This is a genomic window from Williamsia sp. Y853 (assembly GCF_056786495.1).
This window is the reverse complement of the sequence record NZ_JBXCJC010000005.1, coordinates 200905-221585: the sequence shown is the minus strand read 5'-3', so window position 1 is coordinate 221585 and position 20681 is coordinate 200905. Positions and strand designations below refer to the sequence as shown.

The window sequence follows — 20681 nt, the reverse complement described above, 5'->3', positions numbered from 1 at the left end:
GAGGAGGCCCTTCATGCTGATTCGCCGAATTGCCCGTCCCATGCTCGCAGCAGCGTTCATCGCCACCGGGGTCGAGGTGATCCGACGGCCGGAAGCACTTGCCGAGGCCGCGCAACCCTACGTTGACAAGGCAAAGGTCGCGCTGCCACCCGCAGCCGCGGACCTCATCCCTGCCGACACGCAGGTTCTCGTCCGCGTCAACGGCGCCATTCACATCGTCGGCGGCCTGGCCCTGGCGACCGGGAAGTTCCCGAGGCTGGCAGCACTGTCGCTCGCGGGCGTTGTGGTCCCGACCACCTTGGCCGGCCACGATTTCTGGAACGAAACCGACCCACATGAGCGCGCCGAACAGCAGGCGCACTTCATCCAGAACCTCGGTCTGCTCGGCGGACTGCTGCTCGCCACGGTCGACACCGAGGGCAAACCGTCGCTCGCCTGGCGCGGACGCAAGGCTGCCGCCACCGCCGGCGAGAAGGTGGCCGCCGTGCTGCCCTCCGGTTCATCCGGTTCGGCAACAACAGAGGTACTCACCGACAAGGCCTCGCACCTCGCCGGGTTGGTCTCCGAACGCACCGGGGAGTTGGCCGAGGTCGCCGCTGATCGAGGTGGCAAGTTCGCCGATGTGGCTTCGGAGCGCGCAGCGGAACTGGCACACAAGGCATCGGAGAAGGCGGCCACATTCGCCGATGTCGCGGTCGAACGTGGGTCCGAGTTCTCGGATGTGGCGACCAAACGGGGAGCTGTCCTCGCGGGAATCGCTGCCGAGCGGGCCTCCGAGTTCGCCGACGTCGCGTCGAAGAGGGGCGAGCATCTGGCGGACGTGGCTTCTGATCGGGCCGCCACGCTCACCAAGGCTGCCGCAAAGAAGCAGGCCGCGCTCTCCAAGGTGGCCGCCAAAAAGCAGGCGAAGCTGGGCAAGCAGGCCGGTAAGAAGCAAGCGAAGTTCGCAAAGCTCGCCGCACATGAGCAGGCCAAGCTCACGAAGAAGGCTGCCAAGAACGGTTCGACCGCCAAAGATCTGGCGGCCGAGCGAGGCGCGGAGCTCGCGGAGTCGGCAGCAAAGGCCTGGGCGTCGACCAACGGCTACGCCGAGCACTACCTGAACACGGTGCGCGACAAGGCCCCTGAGCTGGTCGAGTACGTGCGAGAGCACGGCACCGAAGTTGCCGAGCGCGCCGCCGACGAAGGCGCCAAGCTCTCGGCCCTTGCCCGTGAGCAGGCCAAGAAGGCACAGAAGAAAGCAGAAAAAGCGGTCTAGTTGAATCCGGTGGGCGCGCGGGCCTCAGCCCAGCACCGCACGGGCCGCTGCCCGCGCACCTACCGGATCGGACGTCTGCGAGACCGCTGCCGCGGCGCGGCGGCAGTCATCGAGGCTGACCGTCCCGAGCTTCGCGCCGACTCCGGCCACCGCCGAGGCCGCCGCCGACAACGATGTGACACCCAGCCCGACAAGGACACAGGCGAGCAGCGGATCGGCCGCCGCCTCACCACAGACACCCACCGGTTTGCCTGCCGCCGCACCTGCCGCCGCCGTCCGCGCAACCAGGGACAGCACCGCCGGCTGCCACGGATCGGTCAGCCCGGCAAGATCAGCCGACATCCGATCAGCGGCCATCGTGTACTGGGCGAGGTCGTTGGTACCGATCGACAGGAAGTCGACGTGCTCGAGAATTCGTTCGGCCAGTAGCGCCGCCGCGGGCACCTCGATCATCACGCCGGGCACCAGCCCGCGTTCGCGCACCTTCTCGGCAAACCACTTGGCCTCGGCCGGGGTGGCGATCATCGGTGCCATCACCCAGGGTGCCCGCAGGCCGTCGGCCGCGGCCGCCACCCCGTCGAGCTGACGCTCAAGTAATCCGTTGTCCAGGAATGCCATTCGAATACCACGGACGCCAAGCGCGGGATTCGCCTCATCAGGATGGGCGGCGAAGCGCAGCGGCTTGTCCGAGCCGGCATCAAGGGTTCGCAGGACCACCTTGGAATCGGGAAATGCCTCGATCACCTCGCGGTAGATCGCCGCCTGCTCATCGACCGGCGGTTCCTGCTCCCGATCGAGGAAGCAGAGTTCGGTCCGGAACAGTCCGACTCCCCCGGCCGCGCTCCTGGCAGCCACCCGCGCGCCTGCCCCGTCCTGGACGTTGGCGAGCACATCCACGCGATGCCCATCCGAGGTCACGCCCGGACCTGTCCAGGTGGCAGTGCGCTCGGCGATCAACCTATATGCGGCAACGGCCTGTGCCGCGACCTCCTCGTCCGGCGACACCGTCAGTTCACCGGCGCTTCCGTCGATCAGCACCGGCGTTCCGGCCGCGACGGTCTCGAGTCCGGAAACCGCCACCACACAAGGGATCCCGAGCTGACGGGCGATGATCGCGGTGTGACTGGTCGGTCCGCCGAGTGATGTTGCGAGCCCGACGATCAGCGTCGGGTCAAGTCCTGCGGTGTCAGCGGGTGCGAGGTCGTCGGCCAGGAGCACCGAAGGCACCTCCGGCACCGGGATACCGGGTTCCGGCTGCCCAAGCAACTCGGCCAGCACCCGATCGCGAACGTCGTTGAGATCGGTCACCCGCTCGGCCATCAGCCCGCCGAGTTTGGTGAACATGTCGGCGAACTGAGCGGTCGCAGCAACGGCCGCGGCCGCGGCCGAACTGCCGGCGGTGATCAGGTTTTCTGCGGCGCCCAGCCACCCGCGATCGGTCGCCATCGCAGCGTTGGCCGAGAGCACCTCCGATGCCGAACCGCTCGTCATCGACGCACGGTCTTGCAGACGCTTCGCCACAGCGGTGGTCGCCTGACCGAACGCTTGAAGCTCGGCCTCACGACCCGCAGCAGGCACGGGATCTGTGTTGATCACCGGATCCACGCGAGGTCCGGGCACAACAGCAGGCCCGAGGACAACGCCGGGCACCACCGGGGTACCTCGCAGAACCTGACGCGGACTCTCCACCTGCGCTGACATATTCATCCGACCTCCTCAGACCGATCCGTTCACCTCGCGTGGCTGGACATATCCAACGTAGCGATGTGATCTAGATTACAGAAACCTCTTGACAAGACAATACGTTCGGGCATAAAACAACATAAAGCAACATTCAAACCACATGCTTGCACATCGCGGCGAGCCACACGGAGGACGGATGTACCCAGAGGAACGGCAGCAGGCGATGGCATCGGTCATCGCGCAGAACGGTCGCATGTCAGTCGCAGACCTCGCCGAGCTGTACGCCGTGACGACCGAAACCGTCCGTCGCGATCTGGCCGCACTGGACCGGCTCGGACTGATCCGCCGGGTACACGGCGGCGCGGTCCCGGCCTCGGCCCTGACCGCCATCGAACTCGGCACCACCGAGCGCGAGAACAGCCACGCAGACGAGAAAGAACGAATCGGGAAAGCCGCCCTCGACCACTTGCCACCGGCCGGTGGCAGTGTGCTGATCGATGCCGGGACCACCGCCGCACGGTTGGCCGCGTACCTGCCAACCGACCAGGATCTGGTTGTCATCACCAACTCCCTTCCGGTTGCCATGCGAGTCAGCGGCCTCGGCGGTCTGCGGCTGCATCTGCTCGGCGGACGCGTCCGCGGCATCACCCAGGCAGTCGTCGGTGACGAAGCCCTACGCACACTGTCCACGATGCGAGTCGACGTCGCGGTGATCGGGACCAACGGCATCAGCGTGCGCCACGGTTTGTCCACGCCAGACAGCGACGAAGCAGCCGTCAAGCGGGCCATGGTCGCATCCGCGCACCAGGTTGTGGTCGTCGCGGACTCCTCGAAGGTCGGCCGCGAAGACCTGATCAGCTTCGCCCCGATCGACCGGGTCGATGTACTCATCACCGACACTGAGATCTCGGACGCCGCCCGTGCCGAGTTCGTCGATGCCGGCGTCGACCTGGTGACGGCATGATCATCACGCTGACCGCCAATCCCAGCATCGACCGCACCGTGACGCTGGCCGAACCACTGCGTCGCGGCGCCGTACACCGTGCCACCACCGCGACCTCACATCCGGGCGGCAAGGGCGTCAACGTCGCCCGCGTGATCACCTCTGCCGGAAGACGCGCCGTGGCAGTCCTTCCCGGAAACCGGAACGAACCACTCCTCGTGGCATTGACCGAAGCCGGCATCGAGCACCGCGCGATCGAATATCCCGGTGCGGCGCGCGTGAATCTCACCGTGACCGAACCGGACGGCACCACGACCAAGATCAACGAGCCCGGCGCCGCACTGCTTCCCGAACACCTCGACGCCCTGGCAACCTGTCTGCGCGACCTGTCGGTGTCTGCCAACTGGGTGGTCCTGTCGGGTTCGCTGCCACCGGGAGTCCCCGATCGCTGGTACGCCGATCTGGTTGCGACGCTCCGCACCGCCTCGACCGGGAGCACCCCGGTCCGGATCGCGGTCGACACCTCGGACGGCCCCTTGCGTGCACTCGCGGCCGAATTCTCCACTGCCGCACCCGATCTGATTAAGCCCAACGCTGAAGAACTGGGGCAGATCGTCGGGATGGACGGACTTGAACTCGAACGTGCCGCCGAAGATGGCGACCCGTACCCCACCGCCCGCGCGGCCCGATCGCTGATCGAGCGCGGCGGCCCACAGACCGTGCTCGCCACATTGGGTGCCGCGGGCGCGGTATTGGTCACGCCGACAGGCGCCTGGCACGCCACCACACCTCCGATCGTGCCGCTCAGCACGGTCGGTGCCGGCGATTCGTCGCTGGCCGGATATCTACTCGCTGATCTGGAAAACGCCGGACCAGCTGACCGCCTCGTCATGGCGGTCGCGTACGGCAGTGCCGCTGCCGCCCTACCGGGCACGGCACTTCCGAGTCCCAGTCACATCAATCCGGACGCGGTGACCGTCACCGCGCTGACCTCGATCCTCGGCAGCCCCTGATGGCTGCACCCGATCTGAACACCAGCGCTGCGCACCCTCACGATCGCGCATCTCGAACCTAGGAATCCGTCATGTCGAACCCGACAGTCCACACCGGCCCCACGCCGGCGATCATCACTCCAGAACTGATCACGCTCGATGCCGGACTCGGCACCACCAAAGAGGCCGTCATCGGGGCCCTGGCCGGCAAGCTCGCCGCCGCCGGGCGCACCACCGACGTCGACAGCCTGCGCGACGCCGCGCTGGCCCGTGAATCACAATCGGCCACCGGACTTCCCGGTGGGATCGCGATCCCGCATTGCCGGGACGAATCCGTCGTCACGGCGTCCCTCGGATTTGCCAGACTCGACCCGAAGGTCGATTTCGGCGCCCCCGATGGCCCGGCCGATCTGGTGTTCCTCATCGCGGCACCGGCCGGCGCCGGTTCCGAGCACATGAAACTGCTGACCTCGCTGGCCCGCGCGCTGGTCAGGCCGGAGTTCGTGTCATCACTCCGTTCAGCCGCCGGTCCCGACGACGTTGTCGCACTCGTCGAGGATGTCCTGCATCCGGCACCCGCGGCCGCACCCGCTGCCACGCCGCCTGCCACGGCCGCCACCCCAGACAAGGCCGGTGCTGAGAAGCCAAGTACCGAGAAGTCGCCTGCCCCGCCCACCGGCGACACCGGTCCGGCCGGGTCCGAGCAGACCATCGTCGCGGTCACCGCCTGCCCCACCGGAATCGCGCACACCTACATGGCCGCCGATTCGCTGGTGGCGGCAGGCAAACGCGCAGGCGTCGAGGTGCTCGTCGAGACCCAGGGGTCGAGCGGCAGCACTCCGCTGTCACCCGAGGCGATCGCCTCGGCAAACGCGGTGATCTTCGCAACCGATGTCGGAGTGAAGGGCAAGGAGCGATTCGCAGGCAAGCCGGTGGTCGCCTCAGGTGTCAAGCGTGCGATCAACGAACCGGACACGATGATCACCGAGGCGTTGCGCGCGGGCGAAGATCCCAACGCGGCCAGAGTCGCAGGCTCCACGACCGGCGACACCGAACAATCCGGCTCCGGCGGCGGCGACGTCGGTTGGGGTACGCGAACGCGTCAGATCCTGCTGACCGGCGTGAGCTACATGATCCCGTTCGTGGCCGCCGGTGGACTGCTCATCGCACTCGGATTCTTGTTCGCAGGCTATGAGATCTCGGACAACGCAGCAGAGATCACCCTCGACAACTCACTGACGTCACTGCCCGACGGCGGTCTGATGACCTACATCGGCGCCGTCCTGTACCAGCTCGGCTCCCTGGCCTTCAGCTTCCTCGTGCCCGCGCTGGCCGGCTACATAGCGTTTGCCATCGCCGACCGGCCGGGCCTGGCCCCCGGTTTCACCGCGGGCGCGGTGGCCGTATTCGTCGGAGCCGGGTTCATCGGCGGCCTCGTCGGCGGATTGATCGCCGGTTTTGCCGCCCTCTACATCGGCCGGATACCCGTTCCACAATGGGCGCGCGGTCTGATGCCAGTGGTGGTCATCCCGCTGTTCGCCTCGCTGGTTGTCGGCTTGTTGATGTTCATCGTGCTCGGCAAACCGCTGGCCTCGATCACCGAGGGATTGACCGACTGGCTCAACAGCCTGTCCGGCTCGTCTGCCATCCTGCTCGGTGTCATCCTCGGATTGATGATGTGCTTCGACCTCGGTGGACCCGTCAACAAAGCGGCCTATGCGTTCGCGGTGGCCGGACTCTCGGTCACCGACGACGCCTCACTACGGATCATGGCCGCGGTCATGGCGGCAGGCATGGTGCCGCCGCTGGCGATGGCACTTGCCTCGACCGTCCGTCCCGGGCTCTTCACCGAGGCCGAACGGGAGAACGGGAAGGCCGCCTGGTTGCTGGGCGCCTCGTTCATCTCCGAGGGCGCCATCCCATTTGCGGCGGCCGACCCACTGCGGGTTATTCCGTCGATGATGGCCGGTGGCGCCGTGACCGGAGGTCTGATCATGGCCTTCGACGTCACCCTGAGCGCTCCCCACGGTGGCATCTTCGTCTCGTTCGCCATCGGCGGGATCGCCTGGTTCTTTGTCGCACTTGCCGCGGGAACCATCGTCTCGGCGCTGTGCGTTGTCGCTGCCAAACAATTCATCCGTCCCCGCAAGGCAGCACCCGACGAGACAAAGGTTCTCAGCGCGGCCTGACCGATATCGCCCCTGATCAGCATCAACCGAATAACAACAAGGAGAAATCATGCCAAGTACCACCGTTGCAGTCGGATCGTCCATCGGTCTGCATGCCCGCCCCGCAGCCACGATCGCCGAGGCCGTTGCCGCCGCCGGAGTCCCGGTGACACTTTCGGTGGCCGGTGGTGAGCCGGTGGACGCCGGTTCGGCATTGCTGATCATGACTCTCGGCGCCACCGTGGGCACCGAGGTCACCGTCACCTGCGAAGACCAGGCAACCCTCGACAAGGTCGCCCAGCTCGTCGCGTCGGATCTCGACGCCTGAACGACGATGAGTATTGCCTGCTAGCAGGCCGCATCCCCAACGTGACGCGGTGGGCCGGGAACGTTTACCCGACCCACCGCGTTATTCTTTAGCACTATTTTGTGCGCGTACGGCGCGGTCGAATTCGCAATTCGACAAGGTGCTGAAGCAAACCGAGGAGGACCGTGTTCGAGGCCGAGCAACACCATCTGGATCGCGTATATGGTCGTCTGGACCGGATGCGCCGCAATACCCAGACGCGGTTGGCATCTGCTCTGCGCGACACCGGCGGCACTCCGCAGGCACGTTCCGAACGCGAATCCTATGAGCGTCTGTACAACGACGATCTGACGAAGTTCGATGCTGCCGAACACAATCTCTATTTCGGTCGCCTCGACCTCGAGAACGGTGAGGTTCGCCGGATCGGCCGTATCGGCATCCTCGATGACGACGAGCAGGACAGCACTCTCCTGCTCGATTGGCGTGCACCACTCAGTCGCCCGTTCTATCTCGCGACGCCGGCCTCACCGGAAGACGTCCAGGTCCGCAGTCACGTCCGGACCCGCAATCGCAAGATCACCGCGATCAACAAAGAACGCCTCGACGTCACCGAGATCGCCGATGCCGACAACACCGGCCACGGCGATGTGGTGAACGAGACGGCTCTGATCACCGCGCTCAATGCCGCCCGCACCGGGCACATGAACGACATCGTCGAAACCATCCAGCGCGAGCAGGACGTCATCATCCGGTCACCGCACCGGGGAGCGCTGGTGGTCCAGGGCGGTCCGGGTACCGGCAAGACCGCGGTCGCGCTCCACCGCGCCGCGTACCTGCTGTACACCTATCGCGAAACCCTCGCGCGCAGTGGCGTTCTCATCATCGGGCCCAACACCACCTTCCTGAAGTACATCGGACAGGTGCTCCCCTCGCTCGGTGAGAGCGGCGTGCTCCTCTCGACCATCGGCGACCTCTATCCGGGCGTACGGGCCACCCTCACAGACAATCCGGTGGCATCGACCCGCAAGGGCGACCTGGCCATCGTCGAGGTCTTGAAACAAGCGGTCCGGGACCGGCAAGAGCTGCCCACATCGCCGATCATCCGCAAGTTCGAGGGCTATGAGGTCGCGATCACCAGCAAGGTGATCCAGCGCGCCCGCGGTCGGGCCCGGTCATCGAGGCGGCCGCACAACCATGCCCGATCGGTGTTCCTGCGCTCGGCATTCGACGCTCTGGCCCAGCAACATGCCGAACGCATCGGATCCAGCGTTGTCGACGGTTCACAGTTGTTGAGCGGCACCGACATCGCGGACATTCGTGACGAGATGCGCGAAGACCCGGATATCACCGCCGCACTGGCGCACTTCTGGCCACAGCTTTCCCCGCATGTGGTGCTGGCCGATCTACTGACGTCGCCCGAGCGGATCAAGTCCGCGACGCCGGGCTGGTCGCAATCCGACCGCGACGCACTTCTCCGTACCGAGCGGGGTGGTTTCAGCGCCGCCGACGCCCCGTTGCTCGACGAACTGGCCGAGATCATCGGCATCGACGACAACGACGATGAAGAACGCGAACGCGCCCAGTGGCGCCAAAAGCTCTCGGACGCACAGGATGCACTCGACATCCTGACCGGTTCGGCACCACAGGATCTCGAGGACGAACTCGATCCGGAGATCCTGATGGCGTACGACCTGATCGACGCCGAACAACTCGCCGCACGCCAGACCAACCGGGTGGCTTTGACCACGGCCGAACGCGCCTACAACGACCGCACGTGGACGTTCGGGCACGTGATCGTCGACGAGGCGCAGGAACTGTCGGCGATGGCTTGGCGAATGATCATGCGCCGCATCCCGAATCGCTGGATGACCGTCATCGGGGATACCGCGCAGACCGGCGATCCGGCCGGGACGAATTCCTGGGGCGAAGTCCTCACGCCGTATGTCGCACAGCGGTGGCGCAAGTTCGACCTGACGGTCAACTACCGCACGCCCAGCGAGATCATGGCGGTCGCGGCACCGATTCTCGAACAGATCGACAAAGAGATGTCGGCGCCCACCTCGATCAGGTCGAGCGGGCGGCCCCCGGTGTTCGAACACACATCGGCCGACAAGCTCGGTGCGGTAGCCGGTCGGCTCGCCACCGAACCTCTCGACGGTATCGCCGCGATCATCGCACCCGACGATCTGGTCGACGAGATCCGCAGTGCCACTGAGAATCTCGAGGGCACAGGAGAGCTGTCCGTTCTCACGGTGGCGCAGTGCAAGGGTCTGGAATTCGACCGCACGATCGTGATCGAGCCGACGATGATCGTGCATCAATCATCGCGAGGATGGGGCGACCTATATGTCGCGCTCACCCGGGCAACCCAGCAGCTGGCAATTGTGCACAGCGCCGAGTTGCCCGAGCCTCTGAGGCAGTCCGCTCAGACCGTGTGAACGATCAGGACGTCGCACCGCGACTTGCGGGCGACGTCCGCCGGAACCGATCCCAACAACCTGCCTGCGATCGAGTTGAGACCCTTGTTGCCGACCACGAGCAGGTCGGCCTTGGAGTCCTGCACCAGGTTCAGGAGCGCGTCCACCGGCGAGCCGACGACTGGGCGGGTGACGATGTTGACGCCACCTGCCGCGGCCGCCCGCTCTTTGGCACTCCGAAGAATCTCTTCGGTCGGCGCAGACCCGTGCACCTGATAAGCCTCGTCCTTGAGCACATCTGATGCCGCAGAGAAGTCCTTGTCGTCAGTCGGGAAGTACGCACAGGCAATGATCAACTTTGCCGAGTCCCCACTGATCGCCCCCGCTCGTTCCACAGCCTTCATCGACGATTCAGATCCATCGGTTCCCACTACGACGGTCTGGTATGCGCTCATTCATTCCTCCAATAAACGTGCTTGCATGTGGATACGCTCCGCGGCAATGCCTTCCGAGAAGGGGGCGTTGCCTTCCGAGAGGGTATATCGATACCCGCGGCCAACAATTGGGTATCCACCGAAGCGCACGCCACCATGCCCGCTGACCTGCAACAACACTTACTGTCACTCACGTCACATGTATCTGCGGGAGATCGGCTAGGAGATGCCTGCGGCGTCCATACCGCGCAATTCTTTCTTGAGATCGGATATTTCGTCGCGCAGGCGACCCGCAAGTTCGAACTGCAGGTCGCGGGCAGCATTCATCATCTGATCGGTGAGCGCACCGATGAGGTCGGCCAGTTCGGCGCGTGGCATCGCAGACACGTCCCGGCCTTCGAGAACACCCGACGAGGTCGAGGCTCGACCCGGTTCGCCCTGCGCGCGCCGTCCACGACTGGCATTGCGGCCGGAACCGCCGACGGCGACAGAGTCCTCGGCTTCTTCGTAGACCTGGTCGAGGATGTCGGCGATTTTCTTACGCAACGGTTTTGGATCGACACCCATCTTCTTGTTGTAGGCGACCTGCTTCTCGCGTCGACGATCTGTCTCATCGATGGCGTTGCGCATCGAGTCGGTGATCTTGTCGGCGTACATGTGCACTTCACCGGAGACGTTTCGGGCCGCACGGCCGATGGTCTGGATGAGGCTGGTGGTACTCCGCAGGAACCCTTCCTTGTCGGCATCGAGAATCGCGACCAACGACACCTCGGGCAGGTCCAAACCCTCACGGAGAAGGTTGATTCCGACGAGGACGTCGTAGTCACCGAGCCGCAGCTGTCGCAAGAGTTCGACACGGCGCAACGTGTCGACCTCCGAGTGCAGGTAACGCACCCGGATACCCATCTCCAGCAGATAGTCGGTGAGGTCTTCCGACATCTTCTTGGTCAGCGTGGTGACCAGAACCCGCTCGTTCTTCTTGGTGCGTTCCCGGATCTCATGTATCAGGTCGTCGATCTGCCCCTTGGTGGGTTTGACAACCACCTGCGGATCGACCAGGCCGGTCGGGCGGATGACCTGCTCGACGAACTCACCGTTCGACTGCCCCAACTCGTATTTCCCGGGCGTTGCCGACAAGTACACCGTCTGACCGATGCGATCGGTGAACTCGCTCCAGGTCAGCGGACGGTTGTCGACGGCCGACGGCAACCGGAACCCGAAATCGACCAGGTTGCGCTTGCGCGACATGTCGCCCTCGTACATGGCGCCGATCTGCGGCACCGTCACATGCGACTCGTCGATGACCATCAAGAAGTCTTCGGGGAAGTAGTCGATCAAGGTGGCGGGCGCGGTGCCGGCACCACGGCCGTCGATATGCCGTGAATAGTTCTCGATTCCGGAGCAGAACCCGACCTGCCGCATCATTTCGACGTCGTAGTTGGTCCGCATCCGCAGCCGCTGGGCCTCGAGCAGTTTGCCCTTGCCCTCCAGCTCGGCGAGCCGCTCTTCCAGTTCGGCCTCGATGGAGACGATGGCCCGCTCCATCCGGTCGGGACCGGCCACATAGTGGGTGGCCGGGAAGATGCGCAGCCCCTTGACCTGCCGGACGACATCTCCGGTCAGCGGGTGCAGGTAGTACAGCGCCTCGATCTCATCGCCGAAGAACTCGATGCGGATCGCCAGTTCCTCGTACGAGGGGATGATCTCGACGGTGTCGCCGCGCACCCGGAAACTGCCTCGGGTGAAGCTGACATCGTTGCGGCTGTACTGGACGTCGACGAGTAGTCGCAGCAGCGCGTCACGGTCGACCTCCTGTCCGACGTCGAGTTGCACCGAACGATCGAGGTAGGACTGCGGTGTACCGAGACCGTAGATGCACGACACAGATGCCACCACGACCACGTCGCGGCGCGACAGCAAGTTGGACGTCGCCGAATGGCGAAGTCGCTCGACGTCGTCGTTGATCGACGAGTCTTTCTCGATGTAGGTATCCGTCTGCGCGATGTACGCCTCTGGCTGGTAGTAGTCGTAGTACGACACGAAATACTCGACGGCGTTGTTGGGCAACATGTCACGTAGCTCGTTGGCCAACTGGGCGGCGAGGGTCTTGTTCGGCGCCATCACCAGGGTCGGCCGCTGGACCTTCTCGATCAGCCACGCGGTGGTCGCGGATTTACCGGTACCGGTGGCACCGAGCAGCACGATGTCTTTCTCACCCTTGGCCAGGCGCTGCTCCAGCTGCTTGATCGCCGCCGGCTGATCACCGGCCGGCGAGTGGTCGCTGACCACCTCAAAGGTGGCCGCCGAACGTTCGATCTCCCCGACCGGGCGGAATTCCGAGTGCGCAATGATCGGATGTTCTGCTGCAAAGGCCATGTCATCAGAGTAAACGCGACCTCCGACACGGCGCGTACGCCGACAGTGAACATCGCACTGGGCTAGGTTGACGCGATGGACGCGATTCATCCGCCCAAACACGAGACATTCGACGTACCCGGGCGCACGAACACCGATCCGAAAGGGTTCATCCGCCAGGTAGATGTCTACCGGGCCACTGAATTCGGCCTCTACATGGACCGGCCCGCCGACCACCGAAAGTTCAGCCGACTCCAGTCCTGGCTGCTCCCCGACTTCGGACTCCGGGCCACCATCTTCCACTTTCGTCCCGGGTTCGAACGTGACCAACGCCTCTACCTCGACATCGGGGAGTTCACGCGTCCCGACGCACAGGGGTGCTGGCATTCCGAGGATTGGTACCTCGACCTGATCGAGCGCTCGGGACAGATCGAGCTCGAAGACGTCGACGAACTGTTCGACGCCCATGCCGCCGGGCTGCTCCCCCGCGAGCACGCCGAGGCAGCCGTCCACATCGCAGCCCGGACGATGACCGGGGCCGCCACACATGGTGACGACGTCGAGGCCTGGCTCGCGGCGGAGGGCGTAGCACTGGTGTGGGAGTGAGCCCTCAGTCGAGCGTGACCGTCACACCAGTCTGATCGTCACAGCCCGCCCGGGATCGGCGTTGGCGTGCACTCCGGGACTGCTCACCGGGAATCCGCCGTCCGAGAGCGGGTCGACGAGATCTGCTGCCGACGCCCCTGCAGCCAGCGCTACGTCGAAGTCGATGACGTCGACGGCCGCGGATCCGACCTCTGAGGTGGGGCCCACATGCTTGATGTCGACGATCTTGTCGGCGCCGAGCAACCGCAGCCGATCCGCCAGCCGGGTCGCATCGACCTGCCACTGCTCTCGGTAGGCCACCTCCGCCGTCGGTTGTGGTGCACACACACGGGTGCGGACCCCACGCTCGTACGGCACGAGCCGTTCGTCCCAGAGTGTGGCCGCGAGTGCTGCGAGATCGTCCGGGGTACCGCTGTTGTCGAGCCAGACATCTGCGACCGCACGCCGATCCTCGACGCTCGCCTGCGACCGGATCCGGGCGCGGGCATCCTCTTCCGGCATGCCGCGCTGTCCCGTCAGGCGAGCGAGCCGGACGTCTTCCTCGGCGTGCACGATGACCACGAGATGGAAGAACGGCGCGGTCCGGTTCTCCACCAGCAGCGGGATGTCCTGGAGCACGATCGCATCCGCAGGCGCCGCCTCGAGCAGTTCTGCCGCGCGGGCACCAACCAGCGGATGTGTGATGCCGTTGAGCTTCTTGCGTTGCTCGTCATCGACAAAGGCCTTGGCCGCCAATGCCGCCCGGTCGAGGGCGCCGTCGGGGAGCAGGATGTCTGCTCCGAACGCCTCGACAAGCTTCGCGAGACCGTCGGATCCCGGCGCCACGACTTCCCGGGCGATCAGGTCAGCATCGATGAGATACGCACCGCGCTCTGTCAGCGTGCGTGCCACCGTGGATTTTCCGGCGCCGATACCGCCGGTCAGGCCTACTCGAATCACCGACCCAGTGTTGCAGATCGACCCGTTGTCTTCCCGCATCCACCCGCTTTTGCACCAGCCCGCCGGGATCTGGACGGGACGGAACGAAAGCGGGTGGACGATCAAGCCATTGGGTCAACCCGTGACACCGGTCAGCTCGTTCGGAGCCGCGGCGAACTCGTTCTGGGCGGTGATGTCGCCGCTGTCGAGGTCCACCGCGACGATCTTGTTGTTCGCCGGATCGGTGACGTAGGCGGTCGATTCCATGACAAACAGCGTCGGACGCGGAAGCTGCCACTCGATGGGCTCAGCCCAGTCCTCGATGACCGCGATCCGTTTGGTCGTGGTGCCCGAAGCGGGGTCGATCACGTGGAGGTCGCCATCGGTGCCCAGGACCAGCGCCTGCCCCTGCGGTCCGCGGGCCAGTGATCGGAAGCTGTAGCTGGTACCCAATTCGACGAGTCGGAGTTCAGCGGTCTGAGTGTTGGTCAGACTGATCCGGGTCGGACGTTCGAGCTCGGCATTCTTGTCCACCTTGTAGTCACCGAGTACCACCGGTGACGCTTCGGTGCCTGCCTGATTGCCGATCCGCCCGTAGACGTCCGGGCTGGCGATCTTCTGGATGTTGTTGCCCTGCACCACCAGAAGACCGTCCTGGCATCCGAATGCGAGCGCTTCGCCGGCGGCGATGGCCTCACCATGGACACCGGGACATTGATCGTTGCCTGCGAGCACCGCGTTGTCGGGTCCGAGAATCTGGATGCCACTGCGGGATTCTTCGGTACCCACTGTTGTCACCAGGGTGCCATCGGCGCGCGCCACGGCGACACCGTGATGCGCCGGTACCTGATGGCGTTCCGTCTGAGCCTTGCCACGCGACAGTTCGGCGGGTGCAACCACATCGATCCCACCGGTGCCGTCAGAGAACAGCGTGACCCGATCATGATGTGCCACAACGTGTCCTGGCTCCCTCCCGCCGAAAGTCAGCTCCGTCATCGCCGGTTGCGCCGTGTAGTGGTGGCCGTGATCACCGTGTTGGCGTGTCCACGTGCCCATGTCGAGGACACCGAATCCTTCGGGCCGGGACACGAATACGTGGCGCCCATCGCCGGCCGGATTCAGCCGGATGAATCCCTCGGTCGCGATGTCTCCGACCGGCTTGAGATCGTCTGCATCGACGATCACGATGCCGTCATCGTGAGTGAATGCCAGCCGTTTGGTGGCCGAGGTCTGTTCAACGGGATCAGAACCGGCAGCTGCGCTCCCCGAGGGTTTCTCGGCAGTGGTTGAGGTGGTGGTGCCGTCGTCGGTTCCACAGGCGACAAGTAGACCCCCGACACAGAGAACGGTGATCAATTGGACGGCGCGAGTATTTTTCACACCCGAATCGTCCGCCTTAATGACAATGATTGTCAAAAAGCAATGTTTGCATAGCTCATTGGCGCAACCGCGTCCTGCAGATGCGATCGGGAGGTACCGTCGCACTACCCCACACGGAGCGTCCCACCTGTCGGGATCGGCGCGTGCTGGATTCCCGAGCGGCCCATGTGGTCCCCCGAAGCTCTACCGAACATCCCTGTCGCCCAGATGGATCCGGTGTCCTCGGCGCGATCGGCACACCGGAAGCGAGCACACATGTTGTCACCGAATCTGTTGAACACCAAGGACTATCACCGTCGAACCCGGCGGTCGGGACAATCCGTCGCAGTCACCTTGATGCTCACGACCGCACTGGTTGGCACCGCCTGCTCATCTGATGCAGACACATCATCGACCACGAGCAGTTCAACGTCGAACAGTGCGCTGGTATCCCTCGACACCGCCGCCATGGACGCAGTGGTCGACGAACTCGCCACCGGGTTCCATGAAATCGGGATGCTGGTGCTGATCCGGACGCCCCAGGGTGACTACACGAACGCGTGGGGCACACTCGGAATCGACTCCACCGACGAACCCACCGTCGACACCAGGGTTCGCGTCGGCTCGAACACAAAGACCTGGACCGGTACCGCCATCATGCAGATGGTCCAGGAAGGCAAGATCTCGGTCGACGATCCGGTTTCCGAATACCGGCCAGATGTCCCGAACGGGGAGAACATCACCATCGGCCAATTACTCGACATGCGAAGCGGGCTCTACAACTACACCGCGACACTCGAACTGAACACGGCCCTCGACGACGACACCCAACGGGTGTGGACGCCTGAGGAGCTGCTGGCTCTCGCCTTCGCCAACCCGCCGTATTCGGCTCCCGGCACCGAGTACCACTACTCCAACACGAACACTGTCCTGCTCGGTCTGATCGCCGAGGAACTCGACGGCAAACCGCTCGCACAGGTCTTCCAGGACCGGTTCTTCTCGGAACTCGGCATGACGGGCACGTCATTTCCCGCCAACACCGACACCTCCATCCCGGCTCCGTATGTCAGCGGATACTCGTACAGCGGGAACCTCGAAACCCTGGGCGAAGGCAAGGAGTCTCTTCCGCCCGAGCGCCTGGCAGCGATCGAGGCGGGCACGGTCCAACCGAGGGTCACCACCAAGGACAATCCCTCGTGGACGTGGGCCGCGGGACAGGGCATCTCGACCGCCAACGACCTGGCGATCTGGGTGGAGGCCCTGGGCAGTGGCCGGTTGCTCGATGCGAAAACCCAGCAGCTGAGGATGGACAGCATCGAGCCCTCTGATCCCGACGACCCGGCGAGTTCCGGATACGGCTACGGCTACGGCATCGCACAGATGGGACCGCTGCTCGGGCACATCGGCGAGATGCCCGGCTACAACTCGTTCATGGGCTACGACCCGGTCAACGACGTGACGATGGTGGTCTGGGGCAACTTGGCCCCCACCGCCGACGGGCTGCCGCCTGCCGCGATGGTCGCCAAGTCGCTGGTCCCGTACGTGTACGCCGGGCCTGCCGACGACACCGGCGAGGACATCGACGATGCAGCGGAAGACACCGGCGGCGGCTGAACCAAAACAAACCGCCCCCGACCGAAAGGCCGGGGGCGGTTTGCGTTACAGCTCTATCAGGCGTTGCCCGAAAGCTTTTCGCGCAGAGCAGCGAGCTGCTCGTCGCTGGCCAGCGAGCCACCGCTCTTCGGAGCGGACGACGAGGACGACGATGCCGTTGTGGTCGCAGCGTCGTCACCATCCTTGTCAGCCGAATCCGACGAGTAATCAGTCGGAGCGTTGGCAGCGGCCTCGGCGGCAGCGGCGAACTTCTCCATCTGAGTGGTGTGCATCTTGTGGCGGCGTTCTGCCTCGGCGTAGCGCGACTCCCACACTTCCCGCTGCTTGTCGAATCCGTCGAGCCATTCGTTGGTCTCGGGATCGAAGCCCTCGGGGAAGATGTAGTTGCCCTGCTCGTCGTAGCTGTCGGCCATGCCGTACTTCGAGGGGTCGAACTCTTCGGTGTAGTCCTCGTTGGCCTGCTTGAGGCTCAGCGAGATCCGGCGACGCTCGAGGTCGATATCAATGACCTTGACCATCGCGTCGTCACCAACGGCGACAACCTGATCCGGCACCTCGACGTGGCGCTCGGCCAGCTCCGAGATGTGGACGAGGCCTTCGATGCCCTCTTCGACCCGCACGAATGCACCGAACGGAACCAGCTTGGTGACCTTGCCGGGCACGATCTGGCCGATGGCGTGGGTGCGAGCGAACTGGCGCCACGGATCTTCCTGGGTCGCCTTGAGCGACAGCGATACGCGCTCGCGGTCCAGATCGACATCGAGAACCTCGACGGTGACCTCGTCGCCGACTGCGACAACCTCGGACGGGTGATCGATGTGCTTCCAAGACAGCTCGGAGACGTGAACCAGGCCGTCGACGCCGCCGAGATCGACGAATGCGCCGAAGTTGACGATCGAGGACACAACGCCCTTGCGGACCTGGCCCTTCTGCAGCTGGTGCAGGAACTCGCTGCGCACCTCGGACTGGGTCTGCTCGAGCCATGCACGGCGCGAGAGGACGACGTTGTTCCGGTTCTTGTCGAGCTCGATGATCTTGGCTTCGATCTCCTTGCCGATGTACGGCTGCAGATCGCGCACGCGACGCATCTCCACCAGCGATGCGGGGAGGAATCCACGCAGACCGATGTCCAGGATCAGGCCGCCCTTGACGACCTCGATGACGGTGCCCTTGACGGCCTCGTCCTTTTCCTTGAGCTCTTCAATGGTGCCCCACGCACGCTCGTACTGAGCGCGCTTCTTGGACAGGATCAACCGACCCTCTTTGTCCTCCTTGGTGAGGACCAGTGCTTCCACCACGTCACCGACGCTGACGACCTCGCTGGGGTCGACGTCGTGCTTGATGGACAATTCGCGGGACGGGATCACTCCCTCGGTTTTGTAACCGATGTCGAGCAGCACTTCGTCACGGTCAACCTTGACGATGGTGCCCTCGACGATGTCACCATCATTGAAGTACTTGATAGTTGCATCGATGGCAGCAAGAAAATCCTCAGCCGAGCCAATATCGTTAATGGCTACTTGCGGCGAGGTAATGGTCGTGGACGGCATATGTTAGATGGCTCCGGACAGGTTGGGTTGTAGGGACAGATAATGCAGATATTGCTGGAACGACACGTATCACTCCAAAGTGATCGGCATGTAGAACCACACGAGCTCAGGCACGCGCGTGGTTGAGGATACGCCAGGCCCGGTGGGCTGGGCAAATACCGGCGAGTCGCACCCGTTGTTGCGCGGCTCCGTGGACTCGCAGACGAGTGCCGCGGCGAATCGTCGCTGGTGGGACGCCGACGCCGACGAATATCACGTCAGCCACGGCGAATTCCTTGGAGCCGGCAGCGCGGCCGGCGACTTCGTCTGGTGCCCCGAAGGGCTCCGCGAAGAAGACGTTCACCTACTCGGCGACGTTACCGGAAAAACCGTTCTCGAGATCGGCTGCGGGTCGGCGCCGTGCAGTCGATGGCTCACCGGGCAGGGTGCCCACGCGGTGGGCCTCGACCTGTCGCGGGAAATGCTGCGGCGGGGTCAGATGGCGATGGCGCGCGGCGGTCCACAGCCGCCGCTGGTCCAGGCAGGCGCCGAACAGCTCCCATTCCGCGACGAGGTGTTCGACACGGTGTGCTCGGCATTCGGGGCCGTGCCCTTTGTTGCGGACTCCGCGGGGGTGATGGCCGAGGTGGCGCGGGTGCTCAAGCCCGGTGGGAAGTGGGTCTTCTCGGTGAACCATCCGATGCGGTGGATGTTCCCGGATGATCCAGGGCCTGCCGGACTGACCGTGATGCTCTCCTACTTCGACCGCACCCCGTATGTGGAGACCGAGGACGACGGGACTGTGTCGTACGTCGAACATCACCGCACCGTCGGCGATCGGATCCGGGAGATCCGGGCGGCCGGCTTGATTCTCGACGACCTCATCGAGCCGGAATGGCCGGAGGGCTTCGACCGGGAGTGGGGTCAATGGAGTCCGCTTCGCGGTCAACATTTTCCGGGCACCGCCATTTTCTGTTGCAGAAAGCCCTGACCGAAGTCCGCGGAGTCAGATCAAGCGCAGTACGACCTCGGTGAACTCGGTGGTGGTGGCGGAACCGCCGAGATCACGGGTGGCGACCCCTTGCGACAACGCTGATCCGACTGCTGCCCGAATACGGGTGGCGGCGTCGGCAAGGTTGTTGTCACCGGATCGGGCCGCCTGCCAATCCAGCATCATCGCGGCCGACCCGATGATGCCCACCGGATTCGCGATGCCGCGCCCGGCGATGTCGGGCGCGGCGCCGTGGGCGGCCTGGGCCATCCCCTTGGTCGCCGAGGTGTTGATCGACGCGGCCAGGCCCAGTGAACCCGCGAGTTCGGCGGCGAGGTCAGACAAGATGTCGCCGAAGAGATTTTCGGTGACCACCACGTCGAACTCGTGCCCGCGCCGCACCAGGTGCGCGGCCATCGCGTCGACGTGCTGTTCGGTGATCTGTACCTGCGGGTACCGCTCCCCGACCTGCAGGCAGACGTCGCGGAACAGTCCGGTCGTCATCGTCAGCACGTTGGCCTTGTGCACGATCGTCACCTGTTTGCGCCGCGTCATCGCAAGCTCGAACGCGGACACCGCAATTCGTTCGGTCGCCGCGCGGGTGACCACGCCGACCGAGAGGGCGACGTCGGGTGTCGGCATGAACTCCCCTGTCCCGCGCGCCATGTTCCGGTCGGCGTAGAGCCCCTCGCTGTTTTCGCGCACGATGATCAGATCCATCTGCGGACTCACCGCCGGAACCCCCGGATAAGCCACTGCGGGACGAATGTTGGCGTAGAGATCGAAGCGCTTTCGGATCACCGCACCCGGTGTCAGACCGGTGCGATGCTCGGCCGGATAGCCCGCCGAGTCATGGGGTCCGAGGATCCACATGTCCAGCTCATCCAGCGCGGACAGCGTCTGTTCGGGGATTGCCTCACCCGCGGACTCGATCGCCGCGCGGCCGATGTCGAGGGGTACCCATTCGACCGCACGGTCGAGATTTGTCAGTGCGGCTTCGGTGATGCGCGCGGCCGCCGGGACGACTTCGGGACCGATCCCGTCACCATTGATCAGTCCGATCCGGTAGCACTGCATCATGGCGACAATGCTTCCAGATGGCGGAGC

16 protein-coding genes are annotated in these 20681 nt (G+C 64.6%); 9 read left to right on the top strand and 7 right to left on the bottom strand.

The features are described 5' to 3' along the window. Window positions 1-13: 13 nt before the first annotated feature. Window positions 14-1258 (top strand): DoxX family protein, encoded by a 1245-nt coding sequence (locus AC1TPF_RS25540; RefSeq protein ID WP_482141901.1) that lies wholly within the window; start codon window positions 14-16, stop codon window positions 1256-1258. 24 nt (window positions 1259-1282) lie between these two features. On the opposite strand, the gene AC1TPF_RS25535 is transcribed toward AC1TPF_RS25540, so the two are convergent. After that, on the bottom strand, window positions 1283-2959 hold the full coding sequence (locus tag AC1TPF_RS25535; protein ID WP_482145714.1) for a phosphoenolpyruvate--protein phosphotransferase: 1677 nt from the start codon (window positions 2957-2959) through the stop codon (window positions 1283-1285). Between the two features lie 178 nt (window positions 2960-3137). On the opposite strand from AC1TPF_RS25535, the gene AC1TPF_RS25530 reads away from it, so the two are divergent. The 5 genes from AC1TPF_RS25530 (at window position 3138) to AC1TPF_RS25510 (ending at window position 9789) form a co-directional block, all read left to right on the top strand. Further along, on the top strand, window positions 3138-3905 hold the full coding sequence (locus AC1TPF_RS25530) for a DeoR/GlpR family DNA-binding transcription regulator (protein ID WP_482145687.1): 768 nt from the start codon (window positions 3138-3140) through the stop codon (window positions 3903-3905). Next, window positions 3902-4897, top strand: a complete 996-nt coding sequence (locus AC1TPF_RS25525; protein ID WP_482145686.1) for a 1-phosphofructokinase family hexose kinase — start codon at window positions 3902-3904, stop codon at window positions 4895-4897. Before AC1TPF_RS25530 ends, AC1TPF_RS25525 begins: the two co-directional genes overlap by 4 nt. A 71-nt stretch (window positions 4898-4968) precedes the next feature. Continuing rightward, a complete protein-coding gene (locus tag AC1TPF_RS25520; RefSeq protein ID WP_482145685.1) occupies window positions 4969-7065 on the top strand; it encodes a PTS fructose transporter subunit IIABC in 2097 nt (698 codons plus the stop codon). A gap of 49 nt (window positions 7066-7114) precedes the next feature. Continuing rightward, entirely contained in the window at window positions 7115-7372 is a 258-nt protein-coding gene (locus AC1TPF_RS25515; protein WP_482141897.1) for an HPr family phosphocarrier protein, read from the top strand. A 218-nt stretch (window positions 7373-7590) separates the two neighbouring features. Beyond that, window positions 7591-9789, top strand: a complete 2199-nt coding sequence (locus AC1TPF_RS25510) for a HelD family protein (protein WP_482145713.1) — start codon at window positions 7591-7593, stop codon at window positions 9787-9789. On the opposite strand, the gene AC1TPF_RS25505 is transcribed toward AC1TPF_RS25510, so the two are convergent. Beyond that, window positions 9777-10223, bottom strand: coding sequence for a universal stress protein (locus AC1TPF_RS25505; RefSeq protein ID WP_482141896.1), 447 nt, complete (start codon window positions 10221-10223; stop codon window positions 9777-9779). The genes AC1TPF_RS25510 and AC1TPF_RS25505 overlap by 13 nt on opposite strands. A gap of 198 nt (window positions 10224-10421) precedes the next feature. Beyond that, entirely contained in the window at window positions 10422-12578 is a 2157-nt protein-coding gene (uvrB, locus tag AC1TPF_RS25500) for an excinuclease ABC subunit UvrB (RefSeq protein WP_482141895.1), read from the bottom strand. A gap of 75 nt (window positions 12579-12653) precedes the next feature. Here uvrB and AC1TPF_RS25495 point away from each other — a divergent pair, with 75 nt between their 5' ends. Next, window positions 12654-13163, top strand: coding sequence for a ribonuclease FAU-1 family protein (locus AC1TPF_RS25495; protein WP_482145684.1), 510 nt, complete (start codon window positions 12654-12656; stop codon window positions 13161-13163). Between the two features lie 21 nt (window positions 13164-13184). On the opposite strand, the gene coaE is transcribed toward AC1TPF_RS25495, so the two are convergent. Beyond that, on the bottom strand, window positions 13185-14102 hold the full coding sequence (coaE, locus tag AC1TPF_RS25490; protein ID WP_482145683.1) for a dephospho-CoA kinase: 918 nt from the start codon (window positions 14100-14102) through the stop codon (window positions 13185-13187). Between the two features lie 114 nt (window positions 14103-14216). Continuing rightward, window positions 14217-15461, bottom strand: coding sequence for a zinc metallochaperone AztD (aztD, locus tag AC1TPF_RS25485; protein WP_482145682.1), 1245 nt, complete (start codon window positions 15459-15461; stop codon window positions 14217-14219). Between the two features lie 255 nt (window positions 15462-15716). On the opposite strand from aztD, the gene AC1TPF_RS25480 reads away from it, so the two are divergent. Continuing rightward, entirely contained in the window at window positions 15717-17054 is a 1338-nt protein-coding gene (locus AC1TPF_RS25480; protein WP_482145681.1) for a serine hydrolase domain-containing protein, read from the top strand. A gap of 56 nt (window positions 17055-17110) precedes the next feature. Here the strand turns inward: AC1TPF_RS25480 and rpsA are convergent, their stop codons facing one another. Continuing rightward, a complete protein-coding gene (gene rpsA, locus AC1TPF_RS25475) occupies window positions 17111-18604 on the bottom strand; it encodes a 30S ribosomal protein S1 (RefSeq protein WP_482141890.1) in 1494 nt (497 codons plus the stop codon). Between the two features lie 175 nt (window positions 18605-18779). Here rpsA and AC1TPF_RS25470 point away from each other — a divergent pair, with 175 nt between their 5' ends. Next, window positions 18780-19574 (top strand): class I SAM-dependent methyltransferase, encoded by a 795-nt coding sequence (locus tag AC1TPF_RS25470; RefSeq protein WP_482145712.1) that lies wholly within the window; start codon window positions 18780-18782, stop codon window positions 19572-19574. A gap of 15 nt (window positions 19575-19589) precedes the next feature. On the opposite strand, the gene AC1TPF_RS25465 is transcribed toward AC1TPF_RS25470, so the two are convergent. After that, on the bottom strand, window positions 19590-20654 hold the full coding sequence (locus AC1TPF_RS25465) for an isocitrate/isopropylmalate dehydrogenase family protein (RefSeq protein ID WP_482145680.1): 1065 nt from the start codon (window positions 20652-20654) through the stop codon (window positions 19590-19592). Window positions 20655-20681 lie beyond the last annotated feature (27 nt).